Origin of the sequence: Saccharibacillus sp. CPCC 101409 (assembly GCF_030518235.1) — a bacterium.
Classification (GTDB): domain Bacteria; phylum Bacillota; class Bacilli; order Paenibacillales; family Paenibacillaceae; genus Saccharibacillus.
In genome coordinates this window covers 24,979-47,146 of record NZ_JAULSA010000016.1, presented here as the reverse complement: position 1 = coordinate 47,146, position 22,168 = coordinate 24,979, and the positions used below count along the sequence as shown (strand labels likewise).

At 58.9% G+C, this 22,168-nt stretch carries 19 protein-coding genes; 7 read left to right on the top strand and 12 right to left on the bottom strand.

All coding sequences use genetic code 11. The features are described 5' to 3' along the window. The first annotated feature begins 10 nt into the window (after positions 1 to 10). The 3 genes from QWJ34_RS23020 (at position 11) to QWJ34_RS23010 (ending at position 3,951) form a co-directional block, all read left to right on the top strand. A complete protein-coding gene (locus QWJ34_RS23020; RefSeq protein WP_302731447.1) occupies positions 11 to 847 on the top strand; it encodes a carbohydrate ABC transporter permease in 837 nt (278 codons plus the stop codon). 56 nt (positions 848 to 903) lie between these two features. Beyond that, positions 904 to 1,914, top strand: coding sequence for a glycoside hydrolase family 130 protein (locus QWJ34_RS23015; protein WP_302731446.1), 1,011 nt, complete (start codon positions 904 to 906; stop codon positions 1,912 to 1,914). A gap of 78 nt (positions 1,915 to 1,992) precedes the next feature. Then, positions 1,993 to 3,951 carry a carbohydrate-binding protein gene (locus QWJ34_RS23010; RefSeq protein ID WP_302731445.1) on the top strand — a complete coding sequence of 653 codons (1,959 nt, stop codon included), beginning with the start codon at positions 1,993 to 1,995 and terminating at the stop codon, positions 3,949 to 3,951. A gap of 114 nt (positions 3,952 to 4,065) precedes the next feature. Here QWJ34_RS23010 and QWJ34_RS23005 read toward each other — a convergent pair whose 3' ends face one another. Then, positions 4,066 to 4,809 (bottom strand): IclR family transcriptional regulator, encoded by a 744-nt coding sequence (locus QWJ34_RS23005; protein ID WP_302731444.1) that lies wholly within the window; start codon positions 4,807 to 4,809, stop codon positions 4,066 to 4,068. Positions 4,810 to 5,178: 369 nt separating this feature from the next. On the opposite strand from QWJ34_RS23005, the gene QWJ34_RS23000 reads away from it, so the two are divergent. Then, positions 5,179 to 6,219, top strand: a complete 1,041-nt coding sequence (locus QWJ34_RS23000) for an alpha/beta hydrolase (RefSeq protein WP_302731443.1) — start codon at positions 5,179 to 5,181, stop codon at positions 6,217 to 6,219. A gap of 215 nt (positions 6,220 to 6,434) precedes the next feature. Here the strand turns inward: QWJ34_RS23000 and QWJ34_RS22995 are convergent, their stop codons facing one another. The 6 genes from QWJ34_RS22995 to QWJ34_RS22970 all read right to left on the bottom strand — a co-directional run bounded on the left by QWJ34_RS22995 (position 6,435) and on the right by QWJ34_RS22970 (position 12,925). Beyond that, positions 6,435 to 7,382: a lipoate--protein ligase family protein gene (locus QWJ34_RS22995; RefSeq protein WP_302731442.1), complete on the bottom strand. Its 948-nt coding sequence runs from the start codon at positions 7,380 to 7,382 to the stop codon at positions 6,435 to 6,437. Positions 7,383 to 7,645: 263 nt separating this feature from the next. Then, on the bottom strand, positions 7,646 to 8,179 hold the full coding sequence (locus QWJ34_RS22990) for a hypothetical protein (protein WP_302731441.1): 534 nt from the start codon (positions 8,177 to 8,179) through the stop codon (positions 7,646 to 7,648). Between the two features lie 151 nt (positions 8,180 to 8,330). Further along, the gene (gene folE, locus QWJ34_RS22985) at positions 8,331 to 8,924 is read right to left on the bottom strand and encodes a GTP cyclohydrolase I FolE (protein WP_302731440.1); all 594 of its coding nucleotides are present in this window, start codon (positions 8,922 to 8,924) and stop codon (positions 8,331 to 8,333) included. A 104-nt stretch (positions 8,925 to 9,028) separates the two neighbouring features. Next, a complete protein-coding gene (locus tag QWJ34_RS22980) occupies positions 9,029 to 9,310 on the bottom strand; it encodes a YneF family protein (protein WP_302731439.1) in 282 nt (93 codons plus the stop codon). Positions 9,311 to 10,130: 820 nt separating this feature from the next. Beyond that, on the bottom strand, positions 10,131 to 12,197 hold the full coding sequence (queG, locus tag QWJ34_RS22975) for a tRNA epoxyqueuosine(34) reductase QueG (RefSeq protein ID WP_483314299.1): 2,067 nt from the start codon (positions 12,195 to 12,197) through the stop codon (positions 10,131 to 10,133). A gap of 302 nt (positions 12,198 to 12,499) precedes the next feature. Then, a complete protein-coding gene (locus QWJ34_RS22970) occupies positions 12,500 to 12,925 on the bottom strand; it encodes a GNAT family N-acetyltransferase (RefSeq protein WP_302731438.1) in 426 nt (141 codons plus the stop codon). Between the two features lie 489 nt (positions 12,926 to 13,414). Between QWJ34_RS22970 and QWJ34_RS22965 the strand changes: the two genes are divergently transcribed. Beyond that, positions 13,415 to 14,026, top strand: a complete 612-nt coding sequence (locus QWJ34_RS22965) for a superoxide dismutase (protein ID WP_302731437.1) — start codon at positions 13,415 to 13,417, stop codon at positions 14,024 to 14,026. A gap of 139 nt (positions 14,027 to 14,165) precedes the next feature. Here the strand turns inward: QWJ34_RS22965 and mutY are convergent, their stop codons facing one another. The 5 genes from mutY to QWJ34_RS22940 all read right to left on the bottom strand — a co-directional run bounded on the left by mutY (position 14,166) and on the right by QWJ34_RS22940 (position 19,843). Beyond that, positions 14,166 to 15,437 (bottom strand): A/G-specific adenine glycosylase, encoded by a 1,272-nt coding sequence (mutY, locus tag QWJ34_RS22960; protein ID WP_302731436.1) that lies wholly within the window; start codon positions 15,435 to 15,437, stop codon positions 14,166 to 14,168. Next, the gene (acpS, locus tag QWJ34_RS22955; protein ID WP_302731435.1) at positions 15,434 to 15,832 is read right to left on the bottom strand and encodes a holo-ACP synthase; all 399 of its coding nucleotides are present in this window, start codon (positions 15,830 to 15,832) and stop codon (positions 15,434 to 15,436) included. The genes mutY and acpS overlap by 4 nt, the downstream gene beginning before the upstream one ends. A 650-nt stretch (positions 15,833 to 16,482) precedes the next feature. After that, positions 16,483 to 17,298, bottom strand: coding sequence for an ammonia-dependent NAD(+) synthetase (gene nadE / locus QWJ34_RS22950; RefSeq protein WP_302731434.1), 816 nt, complete (start codon positions 17,296 to 17,298; stop codon positions 16,483 to 16,485). Positions 17,299 to 17,566: 268 nt separating this feature from the next. Further along, on the bottom strand, positions 17,567 to 18,001 hold the full coding sequence (locus QWJ34_RS22945) for a BrxA/BrxB family bacilliredoxin (protein ID WP_302731433.1): 435 nt from the start codon (positions 17,999 to 18,001) through the stop codon (positions 17,567 to 17,569). Between the two features lie 126 nt (positions 18,002 to 18,127). Further along, on the bottom strand, positions 18,128 to 19,843 hold the full coding sequence (locus QWJ34_RS22940; RefSeq protein ID WP_302731432.1) for a two-component system sensor histidine kinase NtrB: 1,716 nt from the start codon (positions 19,841 to 19,843) through the stop codon (positions 18,128 to 18,130). A gap of 235 nt (positions 19,844 to 20,078) precedes the next feature. Here QWJ34_RS22940 and QWJ34_RS22935 point away from each other — a divergent pair, with 235 nt between their 5' ends. Beyond that, positions 20,079 to 21,365 carry a BaiN/RdsA family NAD(P)/FAD-dependent oxidoreductase gene (locus tag QWJ34_RS22935; RefSeq protein WP_302731431.1) on the top strand — a complete coding sequence of 429 codons (1,287 nt, stop codon included), beginning with the start codon at positions 20,079 to 20,081 and terminating at the stop codon, positions 21,363 to 21,365. 226 nt (positions 21,366 to 21,591) lie between these two features. Beyond that, positions 21,592 to 22,059, top strand: a complete 468-nt coding sequence (locus QWJ34_RS22930) for a MarR family winged helix-turn-helix transcriptional regulator (protein ID WP_302731430.1) — start codon at positions 21,592 to 21,594, stop codon at positions 22,057 to 22,059. Positions 22,060 to 22,168 lie beyond the last annotated feature (109 nt).

The following is a 22,168-nucleotide window of genomic DNA, read 5'->3' as shown; positions in this document are numbered from 1 at the left end:
AGAAGCCATTATGAGACTAAGAACCCTCCTGGGCTCTATTATCCTGTGGATTTTTTTGCTGACATTTGCTTTCTTCACCCTGATTCCCGTCGTGATCACCCTTCTCGGCTCTTTCAAGACCAATGCCGAATTGACTGCGGGAGCCACTTTCCTGCCGGTTCGCTGGCAGTTCTCGAACTATGCCGAAGCGTGGGTGCAGGCGAATTTCTCCAGATATACGCTGAACAGCCTGATTGTCTCTCTGGCGGCGGTGGTTGGCACGCTGCTGGTATCGTCCATGGCGGCTTACGTGGTGGACCGGATGGACTTTGCCGGCAGGAAATTGTACATCGGCCTGCAATCCTTCACGATGTTCGTGGCCGTAGGGGCGGTCGTGCTGCGGCCGCAGTTCGATCTGATGGTGAAGCTTCATCTGCACAACAGCCTGTGGGGGGTCATCTTGATTCTGATCTCCGCCCACGCTGCGATCTTTTTCATTCTGTCCAGCTTCATGAAAGGGATTCCCCGCGAGCTGGATGAAGCGGCGCTGATGGACGGCAGCTCCCCCGGCCGGACCTTCTGGCGGATTATTCTGCCGCTGCTGGGACCGGGACTCGGCGTAGGCGCCCTGTTTACCTTCCGCGGCGCGTGGAATGAATATCTGCTGCCGCTGGTATTTACGATGACAAAGCCGGAGCTTCAGACGCTGACCGTCGGCCTGGCAAACCTGAAATACGGGATATCCGCGGCGTCCCAGACGCATTACATGATGGCGGGCGCCTGCTTATCCATCCTGCCGATCCTCGTCGCCTATCTGCTGGCCAACAAATCCTTCATGCAGATGACGGCCGGTTCCCTCAAAGGGTAGCGGTCCGGACCGGCGCAAATCCTATGACACCGTTAATATTCAAGGAGGTACACCCCATGACTCCACACGTTCCGGCAGTTCTGCAATCCGCCCCGTTCATCCGGCGGTATCCGGGCAATCCGGTGCTGGATGCAGCGAAGGTTCCTTATCCCACCGCGCTGGTATTCAACGCCGGCGTAACGAAATTCAACGGCAGGTATGTGATGATCTTCCGTAACGATTACGGCTCGCTGGCCGATCGGACGCTTGAGCCGCACCACACCACCGATCTCGGCATTGCCTACAGTGACGACGGGCTGAACTGGACCGCAGGCCCGAAGCCGGTGTTCAAAATGCACGACGAGGAAATCATCCGCGCCTACGACCCGCGCCTGACCGTGATCGGAAGCCGTTGTTATATGTGTTTCGCCGTGGACACGCACCATGGCATCCGGGGAGGAATTGCCGTTACCGACGATCTGGAACACTTTGAGATACTCAGCCTGTCTACGCCGGACCTGCGCAACATGGTCCTGTTTCCCGAGTTGATCGGCGGCAAGTATGTCCGGCTGGAGCGCCCCTTCACGGTATACAGCCGCGGCGGCCGGGATCGCTTCGATACCTGGATCTCCGAGTCGCCCGACCTGAAGCACTGGGGCAGCTCCAGTCTGCTGCTCGCCGTCGAACAGGTGCCGTTTGCCAACGACAAGGTCGGCCCGGCCGCGCCTCCGATCCGGACGGATAAAGGTTGGCTGACCACCTTCCATGCGGTGGATACGGACCCGGCCAGAGGCAAGAACGGTTGGGAGGACGCCTGGAAGAAGCGCTATACCGCCGGAATTATGCTGCTGGACCCGGAGGACCCCCGCAGGGTGATCGGTATGGGCAGGAAGCCGCTGCTGGCGCCGGAGGCGGACTATGAGATCGACGGGGGCTTTCGCAATCATGTGATTTTTCCGGGAGGGATCGTTCTGGAAGATGACGGCGAGGTGAAGATCTATTACGGCTCCGCGGATACGGTGGAATGTCTGGCAACGGCGCATGTGGACGATCTGCTCCGGCTCTGTCTGGAACCGGAGCGAAGATAAGATTAACAGCGGGGCCGTGCTTTAAAGATGTTTTCACAAAAAAGGTTTTTTCACAAAACAAGAAAGAGGTGTTTATCCATGCTGAAAAAGTTGAAATTATTGAGTCTGGTTGTTTGCATGCTCACCACTCTTTTGGCGGCTGCTCCTTTGACGACGCAAGCGGCGGGTACGGTTGTCAGCTATCCGTTACCGTCGATCTATACCGCGACCAATCAATACACCGTAACGGCAGACTCCACCAACATACCGGTAATCGACACTTCCGCGGTATTTGTAAACTACAATTATTGTAATTTCTCCTTTTCCGGTACGACTACAATCACAATAACGGCAAGCGAGACTATCAATACCTACAACATCTCTCCCAAAGCCCTTGAGATTCCTGCAACAAAGAACGGAAATAAACTTACGTTTACCCTCTCGTCACCCACCTATCTTATTGTTAAAATCAACAACCTGAAAGACCTGGTCATTGCGGCGGATGCGCTTGAAACGAATGTTCCGGCTTCGTCCGGTACAGGGATCTACAATGTAAAAACCCAATACGGCGCCGACGGTACCGGTGCCACTATGGCTACAACCGCCATACAAAACGCCATCAATGCGGCTAACGCAACGGGCGGCGGCATCGTATACGTTCCGGCCGGCGTTTATAAGTCCGGAAACCTGGTGCTGAAAAGCAATGTTTCGGTGTATCTGGAGGGCGGCTCTGTGATAAGGGGTTCGGGAAATCCAAGCGATTATACGACCCATTTTCATAAGAATTCGCTGAACAAGGATGGAACATGGTTTATTTATACCGAAACCAATGCAAACAATATCAAGATCTACGGCAGAGGAACGATCGACGGCAACGGCCACTATATGCGAAATACAAACAATTATTTGAACAATATTCTTGTCCCCCTGCAGTGCAGCAACTTTACGGTCGACGGCATCACCCTGAGAGACAGCGGGGGCTGGGCTACACTCGTTACAAGATCCAATAACGTCACCTTCCAGAATACCAAGCACTTCAACAACAATGAACTCGATTATGAAAACGACGCACTAGACATTCAAGAAAGCCAGAATGTACTGATTAAGCATACGGTAGCCGTATCGGAGGACGACACTTACTCCTTCAAGACATGGGACGTAGCCACTACGGATATCGCCGCGAATTGGCCGGGAAGTCCCGAAAACCAGTCAAATGTAGTGGTGGACGATGCTTTTGCCTGGAGCAGATGCGGAGCGTTCAAGGTTGGGGATGGAGTAAAACAGCTTCAGGACGGCATCGTCGTTAAAAACTCTTATGTATACAGATGCTGGCGCGCTTTGGCGGTCGGCCATCTTTACGGGACTCCGGCCGCACAAAACATCGTATTCGACAATATCGATGTGGAAGGCTTCTGGCCGAGATCCGGCGTTCACTCCAGATGGTTCGATCTTTCCGCCAAAACCGGTCCGATCAAAAATGTGGTCTATAACAATATCAATTTACGCGCTCTGGGCGAAGTTTCCATAATGAAGGGTTGGAGCGACACGGCTGCCGTCTCCGGGGTTACCTTAAACAATGTTCGCGTGGGCGGAACGGCGGCGACTACATTGGAAGAATTGAAAATAACAGATACGAACAGCTATGCCGCAGCTCCAAAATTCAACACCTTGAAATTCGAAGCGGAAGGCTACAATCTCAGTTCGGGCGTTATTTCCTACGAGGCAAGCACGGATGGCGGGCTGGATGTGGGCGGAGGCAGCAACGGCGATTATATCGCCTTCAAAAACGTGGTCTTTGGCAGTACGGCTAAAACAAGCCTTGATCTGAAGGTGGCATCCGCCAATTCCGGCGGAAGAATAGAATTCCGCCTGGACAGCCCTACAGGCGCCATGCTGGGTTATTGGACGGCGGAAAGCACCGGCGGATGGCAGAACTGGTCGGTCAAGAATATCCCGCTCAATGCCGGCACAGCGGTAGGAACCCATACGGTATATGTGAATTTTGTTAAGCCGGATTCAACCACAGTTGCAAATTTAACCTGGTTCCAGTTCAAATAGAATAGAACGAACTGGCGGAAGGCGGCGAATTTCGCCGGGATCTCCAAAAAGCCGGGTACTCTTACGAGTACCCGGCTTAAAACGGTTTAAGGCCCGCGCTCTTCCCGCGGTGCCTCAGCGAATCATCAGGCCCATTTCCCGCGCGCGCTCCATCAGGACGGGCGCGTACGTCTCCAGCTTGGAAACCGGCAGGCGGGCCAGAGGCCCGGACACCGACAGGGCGGCGGCGAGATTGCCTTTGAGATCGAAGATCGGCGCGGCGACCGACGTCGCGCCCTGCTCGCGTTCCTCGACGCTGATCGCGTAGCCGGCGTCGCGGATCGCTTTGAGCTGATCGCGAAAAGCGGCGCGGTTCGCCGCGTCCGGCCAGACCGGATCGCTCAGGATATAATCCTGTTCGCGCTCGCCCGAGAACGCGACCAGCACTTTGCTCGAAGCGCCGACATACAGCGGCAGGCGCGCGCCGACCGGCGCGACCCGGCGGATCGCCTGGTTGCTCTGCACCGCCTGGATGCGCAGGCGCTCCCGGCCGTCGCGGACATAAAGGCTGACCGTCTCGTCCAGCTCGTCGCGCAGCCGTTCCATATAAGGCAGCAGCAGCAGAGCGGGATCGTCGGATTTCGACAGATGCGCGGACAGCTCCCAGATCTTGATGCCCAGCCGATATTTCTCGGTCGAAGCGTCGCGGTTGACGAACCCTTTCTCCTCCAGCGTCGTCATCAGGCGATGCACCGTGCTCTTATGCAGGCCGACCTGGCTTGCGATCTCGGTCAGGCTCAAGCTTTCGCTGCGCGTAAAACACATCAATATATCGAGCGCGCGTTCGACGGCGCGAACTTTCAGTTTGCCTTCTTCCATAGGGCAGCCTTCTCTCCGGATTCCCCAAACGGGTATTTTTGAGTTTCAATGAAGCATGGACGCGGTTCAATAGAAGGTATGAGCAATCGGCTTCACTTCCGGGCAGAGCTGTTTGTTCCGCCGCCCCGGCGTACCGGCTTCGTTTCATTCAATGAAACTCGGTTACTAAAAGTATAACGAATGCTTGAAAAATCGTAAAGCGGATTGTGGATTCGGCTTCTTTTTCCGATAATAAGGATAAGTGTCCGCTTCCCGGTTTGACTTCATGGGCGCCGGAGCATACCATAAAAACAAGTGCTCAAAAGCCAATTTTCAACATTATTCGATCTATTCAAAGCGTTTCAAATTTCAGACTAAGGAGAGACCGCGATGAATCCCGCTTCCGGAACCGTCGCTCCGCCTCGGCAGAACGCGTCGCCGCAGACGGACGAACCCGTTAAGGAAATCTCGCCGGGCCGTCGCCGGTTGCGTAACGTAGTTGTGGCCTTGTTCCTATCGATTCTTTTCTTTCTGATTTTCTGTTTTGTAGCGCTGCATGCCTACATCGCCTGGGTCCTTTCCAACCCCACCGTCGCTCCGCTGTATTCGAATCCCAAGCAGGCGGTCGGCATGGAGTACGAGGACATCACCTTCCCCGCCCAGGACGGAAGCCGGATCATGCAGGGCTGGTATATTCCGGCCGACGACGCGGACTCGAAGAAAACGATCGTATTTAGCCACGGCTACGGAGCCAACCGCGAAGAGACCTGGATTCCGATGTACGACCTGGCGCATTACGCGCACCGTCTCAACTTCAACGTCATCATGTTCGATTACGGCTTCGCTTCCCACGGCAGCAAGGAAGTCGCCACCGGCGGCAAGAAAGAAACCCAGCAGCTGCTGGGCGCCGTCAATTACGCCAAGACCAAAGGCGCGGACCAGGTGGTCGTCTGGGGCTTCTCGATGGGCGGCGGAACCGCCCTCCAGGCCGCGCTGGTCAGCGAAGACATCGACGCCATGATTCTGGACAGCGCGTTCCTGCTCCAGCCGGATACCCTGTACCACAATATCCGGCAAAATATCGCGCTGCCGCGCCACCCGTCGCTGGAGATCCTGCAGATGCTGTTCCCGATCCTGAACGGAACGAGCCTCAACCAGATTCCGTACCGGGAAGTCGAGCAGAAAGATTATCCGATTCCGGTGTTTTTTATCCACGGTACCGAAGATACCAAAGCGCCGTACCAGATCGCCGAGCAGCTGGCGGCCAATCAGACCAATCCGGACTCTACGTCCTGGATCGTACAGGGCTCGCACCACGAGCTGATCTTCCGCGAGCATCCGCGCGAATACCTGCGCCGCGTGTCCAACTTCCTCGGCCAGATCCGCCTGGCGGGCCAGGACGAGATCGAGAACGGACAGGTCGGACAGTAAGGAGATTGCCGCCTTACGCCTACGCTCGCGCCGCAGCAGCCGATTGAATACGCCGTCGCAAAAAAGCCGCCCCGATAGACGCCTTCGCGCTGTCGGGACGGCTTTTTTTGGGCTCCGGCCGCTTTTATATTGGGTTTGCTGCGCAGACGCGGATTGTGCGCATACGCATGCGCCCGTCGTGCTCACGCATCCGTATGCGCGCGGGGCGCTGCGCTTCAGTTCCGGTCGTACCGCTCTTTGAGCTGCGCGGACAAACGGTCGAGCTCGTCCAGCGGCAGTTCCGGCCCATCGTCCAGCAAAGACGCTCCGGCCCGCTCGATCATCCAGTCTTCCAGCGAAGAAATAAACGCTTCCGACGACGGCACGCCGGCCAGTTCGTCCAGGCTCGCCATCGTGCCTTCGCGCACCTCGGGATAAGCGCCGCCCGGCGCGAGTTCCCCCGACGCGGCGTCGTAGAACTCGCGCGCCAGCCTGCGCCGCTCTTCCCCGCCGCCTTCCACGATCACGAACGCGGTCAGAATATACGCTTTGGTCTGCCTGCGCTGCGCGATGCCGCAGAATTTGCGCCCGTTCACGCTTACATCGTAATCGCCCGGGCAGAACGCCCCTTCGATCTCGCCGGCCTGCGCGCCGCTCGTCCACGGCGAAGCCGCGCCCGCGATCAGCGACACCATGCGTTCGAAGTCGCCGTGCAGCTCCAGCTTGCGTCCGGGATTCGGCAGGATCAGCGAAACGTTGACCACGCCTTCGTCGAGCGGCACCGCCGCTCCGCCGGACACCCGTACCGCCACCGAGCAGCCTTCGCCCCGCAGCTTCTCCATCGCCTGCGGTGCCTGCGGTAGCCGCCGGTCCCGCATCCCGATCGTCAGCGCGTACGGATGCCTCCAGATATGCATGATCGGCGCTTCGCCTTCGCCCACGCGCCGGCACATCATTTCTTCCCACGCCAGCGGAAACATCACATCCTCCGGCATGCTCTCCAGCGGCGGCGACCAGATGCGGATGCCGGGCGGCCAATTTTCATTTTCCCGCCGCGCGGCAGGTTCGGTCTGTTCGGCTCCGGGCACGCCCGCGCCTTCCGTTCCGCGCGCCGACCTGCCGATCCCCAGGCGGTCCCCTTCGCCGTGTCCGACTTCTTTATAATAAGGCTGTTCCGTATTCATATCCGCTCGCTCCCCTTTCGCGTTGATCGACCGGTTTGAACCGTTTCGAATCCAAACTCGCTTGTCGATTATCGTGAAGACTTCCAAATCCCTTCTCTATCATTACCTTAAACGCCCGGTTTTCAAAACCGATAGGCGAACAAGGAGCAGCGGCTCCCGGCCGGCTTCGACTCCGTTTTCCTATAAAAAAAGACCCGGCAGACGAAAAAGTCTCGTTCCGCCGAATCGGTTGAGCGCCTTGAGCGCCGCGTTTCGCCGTGTATTCAGTTCCCGGATACCGTCCGCAGGCTTTTCGCCATATCGGTCAGCAGCGGCAGCGCTTTGGCTTTATCGAGGTAGGTGAACGAGACGATATACGTTTGCCCGTCCTGCTCCACTTCGAAAAAGTCCGCGATCCGTCCGTCGTTGATCGAGCCTTTGTACTCCTTGTAGCCCATCAGCTCCGGCGTCCGGTCGCGCATCAGCGAAGATTCGATATGCGAATTCTGCGTCACCGTCATAAAAATCTGCTGCTGCTGGAATCCCCACGCCGTATCGCTGCCCATCTTGAACGCCGCCGCTCCTTCGGGCAGATACGCGCCGATCGGCAGGTCGGGATGGCGCTCGAACGTGCCCGGCGCTTCGGCGCCTTCCCAGTTCAGCCGCACCTGCTCGTTTGGATCGTACGCTTTGAGATCGAACAGCTGCTCCGTGCCTTCCAGCGGCTCCGCTTCCTGATTGCCGACCCAGGCGGGCTTGCCGCAGGCGCTCAGGATCAGAAGCAGCATCAGCACAAGAGCGATTGAAGCTTTTTTCATCCCGTTCACTCCTTCCGGATTTGTAGCGGATAGATGCGCGATCACCTTGTCAGCGCTAAAGGTAAGACACTATCAAGCGTTATGCGTTCAAAAAGCTGAAAAAAGAACCCGCCGGCCTCGCGGCCGGACAGGTTCGTCTCTGCGTCTTGCTTCAGTTCTTGATGAGCGCGAGACATTCGGCCCGCTGGGCCGCGTCGTTGCGAAGCACGCCGCGCACGGCGGTCGTGACCGTTTTGCTGCCCGGCTTCTTGACGCCGCGCGCGCACATGCACAGATGCTCGCCTTCCACGACGACCATCACGCCTTTGGGCTGGAGCACCTCGACCAGAATATCCGCGATCTGCGTCGTGATGCGTTCCTGCACCTGAAGCCTGCGCGTAATGGCTTCGGCCAGACGGGCGAACTTGCTGAGCCCCGCGATCCGGCCGTTCGGGATATACCCGACGTGGATCTTGCCGAAGAACGGCGCCATATGGTGCTCGCACTGGCTGTAATAGACGATGTCCTTGACGATGACCAGCTCTTCGTGGTGCTCGTCGAACGTTACGCCCAGCGCTTCGCGCGGGTCGACGTCGTATCCGGCAAAAATCTCCTCGTACATGCGCGTCACGCGAGCCGGAGTATCCAGCAGCCCTTCGCGCTGCGGATCTTCGCCGATCAGCTCCAGAATCTGCGCGATATGGCGCTCGATCCGCTCGCGGTTGTCGCCAACCTTTTTGTTTGTGCTATCGTTTATGCCGGACATGCTCCGATCCTCCTTACATGGCGCTTCGCGCGGGTCCGAACCCGCGAACCCGCAGCGCCGTCAACGCACGGACGGCTCCCCCTCGACGGAAAGCCGACGCGCGTTTATCTTCTCCGTTTGTTCGGAGGAAACGCATTGCCTTTCGGCGCTTTGCCGCCAGGCATTCCGCCCGGCATGCTGCCGCCGTTTTTGTTCATCATCTGCTGCGCCTGCTGCATCTGCTTGCCGCTCAGATTATATCCCATCTGTTTGGCCATCTTTTGCAGCATTTGCGGGTCGTTCTGCATGCTGGTAAGCTGCCGGCGCAGATAATAAACGCCGATAAAGAATCCGCCGACCAAACCGACGATCAATGTGACGATCGGTATCACGTAATTCCACCACATTGCTGATGTCACCCCACGTTTTTTTTAGCTGTACATGCGCCTGTGGACGCACTAGTCAAGTGTAGCATGAGCCGGCATTTGCCGCAATTTATAATTGCCAGTTGGCAGGGAAAAGGAAGATTCGACGGTATGGCGGACGCGTTAAAAGCGACCGCAGCGGACGTACCGAAACGGTTCGTTCGCACCGGTAAGAACAGCCCCGGCGGGAAAGGCGCGAGCGAACGAAAATGACGCCCCGGCACGGGTACGAAGCGGCCGGGGCGGGGATGACATCGCCTCGCAGGCGAGCCGATCGAGCGGGAACGAAGCGGCCGAGGCGGGTGTGACACCGCCGAGCAGGTTAAGGCCGGCGGCTCGACGCGAAGGACCAGGGTTCGCCGGGCAGGATTGCAGCGCAGCAAGTCGCAGCCCAGCAAGTCGCAGCCCAGCTCGCGACGCAGGAACCTGTCGTTTGTCCGCTCTGTCCGTTCGACTCCCGCGAGCCGGAAACGAAGGTGAACCGACTTCTCTCGGTTTGCAGCTGGCTTACCCCTGTCCTGAGCAAAATGTTGCGAGAACGCATCATTTTCCGCCTTTTCGAGCTTTTTCGGCCAAATTGTTGTAAATATACATCATATTCTCTGATTATCGCTCGAAATCAAGCTAAATCGTCTTAAATGATGTACATACGCAACATTTGGGATTTCTCGAAGAGAAATGCGCGAAAATGATGCATGTCCGCAACAATTCCGCTTCGCGCATCGCTCAAAAGAGCGGCCTGCAAAGAACCGAGGCTTATCCGCTCCCAGCGCCGCGCCGGAAGCCCGAATCCCGCTCGGATCTAGCTGCCGCCGCTCCGCCTGGCGTCCACGATCCGCTTCTCCAGCGCCAGCAGCTTTTCTTTCACGTCCAGCCCGCCGGCATAGCCGACGAGTTTGCCGCCTGCGCCGACGATCCGGTGGCAGGGCAGGATCAGCGGCAGCGGATTGCGGTTGTTCGCTCCGCCCACCGCGCGCACGGCCGCCGGACGGCCGACGATCTCCGCGATCCGCTTGTAAGAAGCGGTCTCGCCGTAGCCCACGCCTCTCAGCGCGTTCCAGACCTCGACCTGGAACGGCGTGCCGCGCAGATCGAGCGGCAGATCGAAGCTCTCGCGGCGGCCCGACAAATACTCGAAGATTTGTTTCCCGTACGGCTCGACCGCTTCCGGCCGGCGCGTCAATTCCGACGCCGCGCCGAACCAGCGCTTGGTCCAGGCCGCAAGCTCGGCCGAGCGGCCGTCAAACGTGCCGAAATCGATTCGGCACAGCCCGCTTTCGCTCGCCGTCAGCAGCAGCGGCCCGATCGGCGACTGCATCTCGTCGTAGAAGAGATGCGCGGCCGCAGGCGGCGCGGCCGGCTCCGGGGCGGCCGGTTCTACGGCGTCTCCGGCTGCGGCGGAGACGGAAAGCGCCTCCGCGGCCGCTGCGCTCGCTTGGCCGCGCTCGCCGCGCTCGGCCGGGCTTTCCGCTGTGCCCGCGGCCGGTCCGCCCGCGCCCGCTCCGCTTCCCGCGGCGCGGTCCGCCGCGTCATTCTCCCGCGCTTCGCTTTGCGCCTCGCCGCTCTCGCCGGCTCCGCTCCCCGCTCCGCCTTCCGCCGCGCGTTCCACGCCCGCGCCGCCCTTATCCCCGAGCCGCGCATCCGGCTCGGAAGCCCGGCCGCGCCGCGAAGGGTCGCCCTTCGCGGGACGCGGCTTGCGGCCCTCGCGCGCTTCGCTCAGCGCGAGCGCGATCCGCTCCAGCACTTCCGCATCCTGCTCCAGCGCCTGCGCGGCGAGCAGGGCTTCTTCGGCCGCGGAGCCGCCGATCCGGCCGATGGACCACGCGGCCGTGCCGCGCATAACCGGACGCGGATCGCTTTGCAGCACCTCGCCGAGCTTCGGCAGCGCGGTCTCGTCCTTGAAGTTCCCCAGCGCGATCACCGCGTTGCGCTGGATGGGGCCGCGGCCGCGCCAGGCCGCCGCCGTATCGCCGAAGCGCTCTTTGAACTGCCGGTTGCTGAGGTCCAGCAGCGGCAGCAGCAGCGGCTTCGCTTTCTCCGGATCGGGCTGAAGCTGCTCGTGGTGCGGCCAGTGCTTGCCCTTGTTCTTGGGGCAGACGATCTGGCAGGTATCGCAGCCGTACAGCCGGTTGCCGATCTTCATCATGAACTCTTCGCTCAGCAGCCCCTTCGTCTGCGTCAGAAACGACACGCAGCGCTGCGCGTTCAGCTCGCCCGGTCCGACCAGCGCGCCCGTCGGGCAGGCGTCGATGCAGCGCGTGCAGTCGCCGCAGTCTTCCTGCACCGCTTCGTCCGGGGTAAACGGAATATTCGTAATCAGTTCGCCCAGGTAGATCCAAGATCCGTATTTGGGCGAAATAATCATGCAGTTCTTGCCCTGGAAGCCGATCCCGGCCCGGTGCGCGACCGCGCGGTCGGACAGCACGCCGGTATCGACCATGCTGACGACGCTCGCCCACGGCACCTTTTGCTTGATGTACTCGACCAGCCGGTCCATCGCTTCCCGCAGCACAAGGTGATAATCGCGGCCCCAGGCCGAGCGCGCCATCATGCCGCGCGTCTGGCCGGGAGCCGATTTCGGCGGATTCTCCAGCTTCGACGGATACGCGACCGCGATCGCGACCAGCGACTGCGGATCGTCGTGGCTGAGCGCCGGATACGTCCGTTTATCCAGATCCGGCTCCTCGAAGCCCGATTCGAATCCTTTTGCCCGGTGCTGTTCCAGCCTTGTCCGCAGCGACAGAAAAGGCTCGGCCGAAGCGAAGCCGATGTCGTCGATGCCGAGCGAAGGCGCCGCTTTGATAATTTCGCGCTTGAGCGCGTCCCACGAAGCCGCCGCTTCCCGTTTGTCCATTGCCTGTTCGTTCATGCCGGTTCCCCGTCCTTTCTCCCGCTATTTCCCTCTGCGTGCTCCACCCTCCATTTTACCCCTAATTCGCTATGAAATCGAGTCTTTTAGCGCCTTCTCGCTCTCTGCAATCCAAATCCGCGCAAACAGAAAAGCATACCTGCCGCCTTTGCGCGTTCCGCTCGATCGTTCAAGCCGGGACGCCCGTAAAGGGGGCAAGTATGCTTTAGCTTCAAATTAAGCTTATGGATAAAATCGTGCGCCTTCCCGAAAGGAAGAATCGCGAGTCTCTCTTTTTGCATGAAAGATATGTCGGCGCGGTCTTAAACCGCAGTCAGGATGCTCAGCTTCTGAACGGCGTTCAGAATGCGGTTCGCTCCGTAGCCCATCGCTTCGTACAGCGGCAGCGCCGGCGAGTTGTGCTCGTCTCCCGATACGAAGATGCTGCTGACTTTACGCTGTTGAAAACGGCTTTCGAGCTTGGCGATCAACGCTTTGCCGATTCCCTGACGGCGATAATCCGGATGCACGGCGATGCGGTAGTAGCAGCCCATGCTGCGCTCGATCGTACCGATCAGCACGCCGACGAGTTCGTCTCCGTCTTCGGCCACCAGGATCAGTTCGGAATCCCACGCCAGCTGTCTGGCAAAAGGTCCGATCGTCTTTTCATAACACTCTTCCGATAAAGCGACCTGCAAAAGCTCCGTAATGCGGCTCGAATCACTCAACTGAAAAGAACGAACGTTCATGCTTAAATCCCCTTCTTCTTTTGGAAATTGCAGCCCATGCAAAAAATCGCTTACCAAAATTTTTCGCAAACGCTTACTTGAATCAGGTATTTACAGAAAGAAAGACGCGAGTTTACAAAAAGGGCAGAAAAAAATGCGTGGTTTCCAGCGGATTTACCTCTTCACTCACGGTTATTAAACCATAATCCCCGCGAAAAAACATCTCTTTTCTTTTGAAAACGCTTAATTTCGAGTTTTTTCGTCAGTTTGCCGAGGTAATTTTCGTTTTTGCGCTCTTTGCGCCGCTTCATCATAAACGAAGGCCGTTTTACATCGTTATGATCTTTTTTACAGACAAAAAAGTCACGGAGAAAAAATGATCTATTGATTTAAAGAAAGTGATCCTGTTTAATAAAGGGGTAAAGACATTTCTGTGTACTTCTTATGTGAGCTTCATCAATTTCGCAGGAAATGTCGACTAATCCCATTTACGCAGGAGGTAATTATATCATGGCATTTGAACTGCCGGCACTGCCGTATTCGAACGACGCGCTTGAGCCCCATATCGACGCACAGACGATGGAGATCCACCACGATCGCCATCACAACACATACGTCACGAACCTGAACAACGCTCTGGAAAGCGCTCCGGAACTGCAAAGCAAGAGCCTCGAAGACCTGATCTCCGACCTCGACAGCGTACCGGAAAGCATTCGCACAGCCGTTCGCAACAACGGCGGCGGACACCACAACCACAGCCTGTTCTGGACCGTTATCGGACCGAACGGCGGCGGCAACCCGTCGGGCGCCCTGGCCGACGCCATCGAGAGCGAACTGGGCGGATTCGACAAATTCAAAGAAGATTTCAACAAAGCGGCTACGACTCGTTTCGGCAGCGGCTGGGCTTGGCTCGTTGTCGGCAAAGACGGCAAACTCTCCGTAACCAGCACGCCTAACCAGGACAGCCCGATCTTCGAAGGCCTGACTCCGATTCTCGGCCTGGACGTATGGGAACACTCCTACTACCTGAAATATCAAAACAAACGTCCCGACTACATCGCGGCGTTCTGGAACGTTATCAACTGGGACGAAGTGTCCAAGCGCTACGAAGCGGCGAAATAATCGCTTTTTCAAAGCCTGGAATACCGGACGACAAAAAAGACTGCCCGTTTGTCGGCGCAGTCTTTTTTTATGCGGTAAAAAGCGTGAAGCTTAGGCTCGGCGCCTGCAAACAAATGCGCCGGAGCCAAAAACGCAATCCTTAACGCCGCTCTTCTTCGCTTTCCCCATCGAAATACTTGTTCAGGATATTCAGGAATAAATTCGGGAACGCGATATCCTGCATGCCTTCGCGCGATACCCAGCGCCACTCCCCGCTCTCCGCGCCGCCCGCTGCGGTCGAATCGCCGTCCGCCGGAGCGTCCGAAGCTTCCGGCACCGCCGTCAGGTACGGGACGCCGCTCTCCGCGGCGAGCTGCGGCAGCACGTCCGGCTGCTCCCGCGCGATCAGCACCCGCATCGTCCAGTGAATATGGCTGAACGTGTGCTCCGCGGTCATATACGGCGACATGGGCGACCACATCAGGCCGCGCTCTTCGAGCAGTTCTTCCAGCTGCGCCACGTCCAGACCCCAGTCCTCGCTGCCCGCCGCGATATGCGGCAGCTCCCACATGCCCGCCAGCAGGCCGGTCTTCGGCCGGCGGCGCACCAGCACCCGTCCGGCGCGTTCGCCCTCGCCTTCGAGCAGTACGGCCAGCCGCTGCTCCGGCCGCGGCTTCTTGGCTTTGGTCTTCACCGGCAGCTCGCGCTCCATGCCTTCGATGCGTCCCCGGCAGTGTTCCATCACCGGGCAGATCAGGCAGTGCGGCGACTTCGGCGTGCAGATCAGCGCGCCGAGTTCCATCAGCGCCTGGTTGAAGTCGGACGCGCGCCCTTCCGGAATCAGCGCCGGGATCATTTTCTCCATCGCGATCCGCGTCTTGGGCTTGGCGATATCGTCTTCGATCAGGAAGTAGCGCGACAGCACCCGCATGACGTTGCCGTCCACCGCCGGCTCCGGCTGGTTGAACGCGATGCTCAGGATCGCTCCCGCCGTATACGGGCCGACTCCCTTGAGCGCGAAGACGTGCTCGCGTTCCGACGGCATGCTGCCGCTGTGCAGCTCGACGATCTGCCGCGCCGCCGCCTGCAAATTGCGCGCGCGCGAATAATAGCCGAGCCCTTCCCACATCTTCACCACGTCTTCTTCCGGTGCTTCCGCAAGAGCGGCGATCGTCGGAAACCGCTCGATAAAGCGGTTGAAATAAGGAATAACCGTGTCCACCCGCGTCTGCTGGAGCATGATCTCCGATACCCAGATAAAGTACGGATCGCGGTGTCTGCGCCACGGCAGATCGCGCTTGCTGCGGTCGTACCAGACCAGCAGCTCGCGGCTGAAATACGTTTTGTTGTCTTCGGCCTCCAGCGCCCCGATCCGCTCGCGCGCTTCGCGCTCGCCGCCCGGAGGCAGGCCGTTCGTCGTTTGATCGCTCATGATGTCTTCCTTTCCACAACGGCGAAGGCCGAAGCCAGCGCCGGCTGATGCGTGATGCTCAAATGGATCGCGTATGCGCTCCCGCCCGGCAGATTCAATCTGTCCCAGGCGGCGGCCGACAGTTCCACGCCCGGTTTGCCCAGAGCGTCCGGCACAATCTCGATATCTTCAAATCCGACCAGGCGGCCGATCCCGCAGCCGAGCGCTTTGACGATCGCTTCTTTCGCCGCGAAGCGTCCGGCGGCGAATTCCGCCAGCCTGCCGCTCCGGCCCGCCGCGATCTCCCGCTCGGCGGGCGTCAGGATACGGCGCAGAAAGCGCTCGCCCTGCGCGCCTTCCAGCAGCCGGCCCACCCGGCCGATGTCCAGCAGGTCGTGGCCGATTCCATAAATCATATTCGGTTTGCCTCCACTCTAATCGCGCATCCTTCTATTGTAGCAGGAGCGGCAGGCGAACTCCAGTTCCTGTGCGCGATTCATCTTTCGTGTTATCCGTCCAGTACCTTGTCAACGCTGCAGATACTAGACTCGTTTGTTTCTATGCGCTGCATGCATACTGCATGACATTTTATAACGCTCCGTGCGTCTTCCCCGAAAATAACGGCCTATATACCGCTATTTCGTCTCCGCCGAAGCGGCAAGGCACAATAACTGCACAGATACACTTAATGCTCTGTCAAAAGCGCCAAACGGCCCGTTTTGGACAAATTAAATGCACTCCCGCATTTATTTGGCGAAAAGGCCTTTATTCTTCGGAAATAAGTGTACGTGTGCAGTTAATTGAACAAGTCGCGAAAAAGCGGATCGTCTCCGACCTTCGGCTTCGCTTAACGAAAGCGATTCGGGCGGGGCGCGCTTAGTACTTCGTCCCTGTCCTTCTGCCGGCGGTCCGCCGGCCGTTTCGCAAAAAAAGACCCGCTGCTGAGCGGGCCTTCCGCAATTCGTTCCGGACGCCCCGAAAGCGTCCCCGGATTCTTACCGCCTTACCCGCCCGGGTGCGCCTCCGACGCCTCGTACGCAGCCGCAGCCCGCGTCTGCGCCGGCGTTTACACGCCCGGAATCGGGTTCCGTTTGTGCGCGGTCATCTTGTAGAAGTTCTCCAGCAGCGTCTGCGCTTCCGGGCGGACTTCTTTGCCTTCGAGATAATCGCTGTTCTCGTCGTACGTGATGCCGAGTTCGGTCTCGTCGGTCTGGCCGACCCACAGGCCGGCGGTCGGCGCTTTCTCCACAATCTCCGCCGGCACGCCCAGCGCGCGGCCCACTTCGCGCACCTGGCGCTTATTCAGCGTGGACAAAGGCGTGATATCGACGGCGCCGTCGCCCCACTTGGTATAGAAGCCGGTGATCGCTTCCGACGCGTGGTCGGTGCCGACGACGAGCAGGTTCATCTCGAACGACAGCGCGTACTGCACGACCATCCGCGTTCTCGCTTTGATATTGCCTTTGCCTTTGTCGGTCATTTTGCGCGGGTTGTTGATGTCGAGGTCCTTGAAACTTTTCTCCACCGTGTCCGCCACATGATCGACCGCGTCCCGGATATTCGTTTCGATCGTATGCGTCAGGCCGAACGCTTTGGCCGTGGCGTAGCTGTGCTCGATATCCGACTGCTCGCCGTAAGGCTGGAACACGCCCAGCGTGATGTACTCTTTGCCCGATTCTTTGCTCAGCTCGTCGGTCGCCCGTTTGCACAGGCCCGTCGCCACCGCGCTGTCCACGCCGCCGCTGATCGCGATCAGCAGGCCGTTGGTGCCCGAACCGAGGACGTACTGCTTCAGGAAATCGACCCGCTTGCGGATCTCGGCTTCCGGATCGATCGTGGGCTGCACGCCCAATTCGGCGATAATCTGTTGCTGCAAACTCATCGTTCATTCTCTCCTTTGAATACCCGAAGACTTCGCGTGCCGCTCCGGGCGAAATGGATGCTGCCTCTCTCCTATGATTATACCCGGAACAGGCTGACATCGAACTTACGCGGGACTTTTTTGCGCGGCTTCATGATGTAGAGCGCTGCCGCAGGCGGAAAAAAAGCCCGATTCCGGCGCCGTCTCCGCCGCCACGGCAAAAAAGCGCCCCGGGCGGGACGTTTCCGTCCTCCCGGGGCGCTGCCCGCCTGCCGCCCGAAATTCGGGATCAGCCGCAGAATTCGTCGAAAGCGCGGGTCAGGTCATCGGCAATCTCTCCGGCGGAGCGGTCTTCGATGCTGTGGCGTTCGATAAAGTGCACAAGCTCGCCGTCTTTGAACAGGGCGATGGAAGGCGAAGACGGCGGGTACGGCGCGAAGTATTCGCGCGCCTGCGCGGTCGCTTCTTTGTCCTGTCCGGCGAAGACCGTAAACAGGTTGCCCGGCGTTTTCTCGTGCTGGAGCGCCTGGGCGACGCCCGGACGGCATTGGCCGGCGGCGCAGCCGCAAACGGAGTTAATGACGACAAGCGTCGTGCCGGAAGCGTTCGGAAGATTTTCTTCCACTTCCTCCGGTGTGCGAAGCTCGCGGATGCCGAGCGAGGTCAGCTCGTCGCGCATCGGTTGGATCATATCGCGCATGTATTGGTCGAAAGACATAGCCATGGTAAATTCACTCCTTCAAGAACTTGTTGGACGCAGGCGTTTATCCGCCGCCCCCGCCGCCTTCATTATACCCCGCCTCCTAACGAAAGGAAAGGCATTTCCCTTTATACCGCCCGGCCCGCTTGCTTATGTTTGATGGACCGAATCGCTCGCCGCGGCCGTTTTTGCGAACTCGATGCACACTTCCGTGCCTTCGTCGGCCCGCGAGGAGATATACATCCGGCCCCCGTGGCGTTCCGCGATTCCCGAACACAGCGGCAGCCCGAGTCCGGTTCCTTCTTTTTTCGTCGTAAAAAAAGGTTCCTGCACGCGCCGCAGCACTTCTTCCGGCATTCCCGGACCGTTGTCGCGCACCCGCAGCACGACCTTGGAGCCGATTTCTTCGGTCCGGATTGTCAGCTCTCCCTTGTTTCCCATCGCTTCCATGGCGTTGCGGCCCAGATTGAGCACGAGCTGCTTGATCTCGCGCGGATTCATCGGAATCGCCGTCGAGGAATCGTCGAACTGCATCGTCAGCGTTTGTCCGCGCAGATTGGCGTCCGCCAGCAGCAGCGGCTGGATCTCCTCGATGACGGAAGGCAGCGTGCGCACGTCGCTTAGCTCCGGCTTGGTGCGCGCCAGCGACAGAAAGTCGTCGATGATGCCGGCGGCGCGGTCGAGCTCCTCCAGCACAATCGTATAGTAATGAGAGAACTCGCTCGGCGTCTTGTGCTGAAGCAGCTGGAGATAGCCGCGCACGACCGCCATCGGATTGCGGATTTCGTGCGTTACGCCCGCAGCGAGCTGTCCGATCATGCTCAGCCGGTTCATATTTTCCAGCTCGGCACGCATGCGATCGGCTTCCGTCACTTCGTACAAACTGCACACCGTGCCCATCAATCCGCCCTGCTGCGTGTGCGCCGGAGACGCATAGAAGTGAAAACGGCGGCCGTTGAACGAAATCATCCGCTCGATCGTCCGGTTTTGGGAGCCCGCCTGTTCCAGCGCCCGAAGCACCTCCGGGTCCGCGGCCGCGCCGATTCTCGTCATCAGCTCCTCGAACCGGAAGCCGACGACCATGTCCTTGGTCACGGGATGTCCGCGCTGCTGCATAACGGTAAGCGCCTGGTCGTTGAGATCCGTAATCCGGTAGGAGCGGTCCAGCGTCAGCGCGAAGCCGGGCAGCGAACGCATCAGCGCCTGCAGCTTCGTTTCCTCTTCGATGAACCGCTCGCGCATCTCGCCGGCCTGTTCGTCCCGCTCGTAGCGGTCGACCGCGCTTTTTCTGGAATAAAGCAGCAGCATGCCGGACAGCCCGGCCGCGGCGAGCTCGATCAGCGTGCGGCCCGTCTGCATCGGCAGCGAATCGCCGGCCAGCAGAGCGGCCTGGGCGTGCAGCGGCTGGTGCGGCAGATACGCCGCCATCACCCAGCAGCCGAACAGCAGCCGCCGTCGAACCGGCGGAAGTCCCATCAGCGCGGAACGAAACGGCACGAGCAGAAGCAGCAGCAGAATTTCCATCCACAGGTTCCCCGTAATCAGGCTTCCCGTAAAAGCGAAGCCCAGCAGTCCGTAAAAGGCGGCGATCCACAGGCCGGTGCGGCGCGCGCCGTACAGAATGCCCGCGGCAGCCGGAACGAGCGACAGCTCCCCGTCGATTCGCGCGCTTCCGATATCGAGCAGCCAGCACAGAAGAATCGACGAAGCGCAGGCCAGCGTAAACGCCAGACCGACCGCCTCGCGCTGCCGGCCCGACATCGACTCCGCAAACCGTTTGCGAATAAAGCTTTCGAACGGAGAAACAAGCAGAACCGGCAGAGAAGCAAACAGAATCTGAATAACGAACAGTTTGAACAGTTCCACTCGGCGGCTCCTCCTTTTCATGAAGTCCATCTTGCTTTGTGCACGCGAAACCGTCGCGTCAAGATCTTTTTTCCATTTCCATACAAACGACCCATACAAAGATTAAAACACAACCTTTCTTCCGGCACAATATACCGAGGTGCAGAGTCTGTTTTTTGCGGCGAAAACCGGGTTTCCGCGACGTCCTTTATGCTACAATGAGGGAAACTTATCAACGCGAAAAGGAAGATGGATCTTGGATTATGACGTAATCGTCGTCGGAGGCGGATCGGCGGGACTGATGGCGGCCGCGGCCGCCGGAGAGCGCGGCGCGCGCGTGCTGCTGCTCGACAAAGGCGACAAGCTCGGCCGCAAACTCGGCATTTCGGGCGGCGGGCGCTGCAACGTGACCAACAACAAAGAGTACGACGAGCTGATTAAGTGGATTCCCGGCAACGGCCGGTTTCTCTACAGCGCGCTGTCGCAGTTCGGCAGCCGCGATATCGTCGCTTTTTTCGAAGGATTGGGCATTGCGCTCAAGGAAGAAGACAACGGACGGATGTTCCCGGTCAGCGACAAAGCGAAAACGGTCGTCGACGCGCTGATCGGACGGGTGCGCTCTCTGGGCGTCGAAGTGCGGATCAACTCGCCGGTCGAGCGCGTGGTGTACGAGAACGGACGCGCGGCGGGCGTACGGCTGCGCGGCGGACAGCACCTTGGCGCGTCCTGCGTGATCGTCGCCGTCGGCGGCAAATCCGTGCCCAAGACCGGTTCGACCGGCGACGGCTACCCGTGGGCGGAAGAAGCCGGGCATACGATCACCAGGCTGTTCCCGACCGAGGTTCCGCTGACTTCGGGCGCCGCCTACATCCAGAGCAAAGAGCTCCAGGGGCTGTCGCTGCGCGGGATCGAGATGACCGTCTGGAACGCCAAAGGCAAAAAGCTGGTCTCGCATAACGGCGATATGCTGTTTACGCACTTCGGCCTGTCCGGGCCGGCGGCGCTGCGGTGCAGCCAGTACGTCGTCAAAGAACTGGACAAGCAGGCCGGCGGCACGGTGCGGGTCACGATCGACCTCATGCCGGAGCGCAGCGCCGACGACGTGTACCGGGAAACGATGAACCTGACGGCGGCCGATCCGAAAAAAGCGATCAAAAACGTGCTCAAAAGCGCGCTGCCCGAAAAGCTGATCCCCCTGCTGCTGATCCGCGCGGAACTGGACGAGATGCTGACGCACGACAATATTCCCAAAACCAAATGGACCGAACTGGCGCGGCTGGTCAAAGCGTTCCCCGTCCCGGTGAACGGCACGCTGTCGATCGAAGAAGCGTTCGTCACCGGCGGCGGCGTGCATCTCAAAGAAATCGATCCGCATACGATGCAATCGAAGCGCACGGACGGCCTGTACTTCTGCGGCGAGATCCTCGATATCCACGGCTATACCGGCGGCTACAATATTACGGCGGCGTTCTCGACCGGCCATGCGGCGGGAACGGACGCGGCGGAGCGGGCGCTGGAACTGCGAACTTCCCGTAAAATATAGAAGATATAGAAGACAAAAAGGCTGTCCCGCCGCTTTACGGCCGCGGGGCGGCCTTTTTCCAATTCTATCCTGTGCGCATAATCACTTTAAATTTGTAGCTTTCATGAAAAGCGCTAAATTTTAATAATTAAAAAGCGTAACTGTGACAAATGACATGTTCGCGAGCAATAAGACTGAATTAAGATAAATGTAATTCATCTACCAAAATTTGAAAGGGCGGAGGGCCATGATTAACATGCAAGCACGGGATACCGAATTGGCGCTGCATCTGTACCGAGTGTTCGCCAAGTCATTCAAGAGCGTGAACGAGCATGCCGTCAGCGGCAGCAAGATCCAAGGATTCAATCCGACGGCGTTTGCCGTGCTGGAAGTGCTGTATTTCAAAGGTCAACAGCCGATCCAACAGATCGGAGCCAAACTGCTGCTCCAAAGCGGCAACGTCACTTACGTCATCGACAAGCTGGAGCACCACGGCATGCTGGTTCGTCATCCTTGTCCGACCGACCGCCGCGTGATCTATGCCGACCTGACCGACAAAGGACGGGCCGTAATGGACGAAGCTTACCCGCATTACGCGGACCGGCTGACAAACGCGCTGAGCGGGCTGGAGGAAGAAGAGAAGAACCAACTGATTACGCTGCTCAAAAAAATGGGTATGGAAGCGGAACGCCTTTCGCCTTCCGTGCGCAAGTAAACGGGCGAAGACGGACCGCATCCGGCCTTTCGACAGGCCGGTCCGTCGGCCAACGTTTCTCTTTTTTTCGGGCGATACCGATTCCAAGGCAGAAAACGTAATTGTCGTA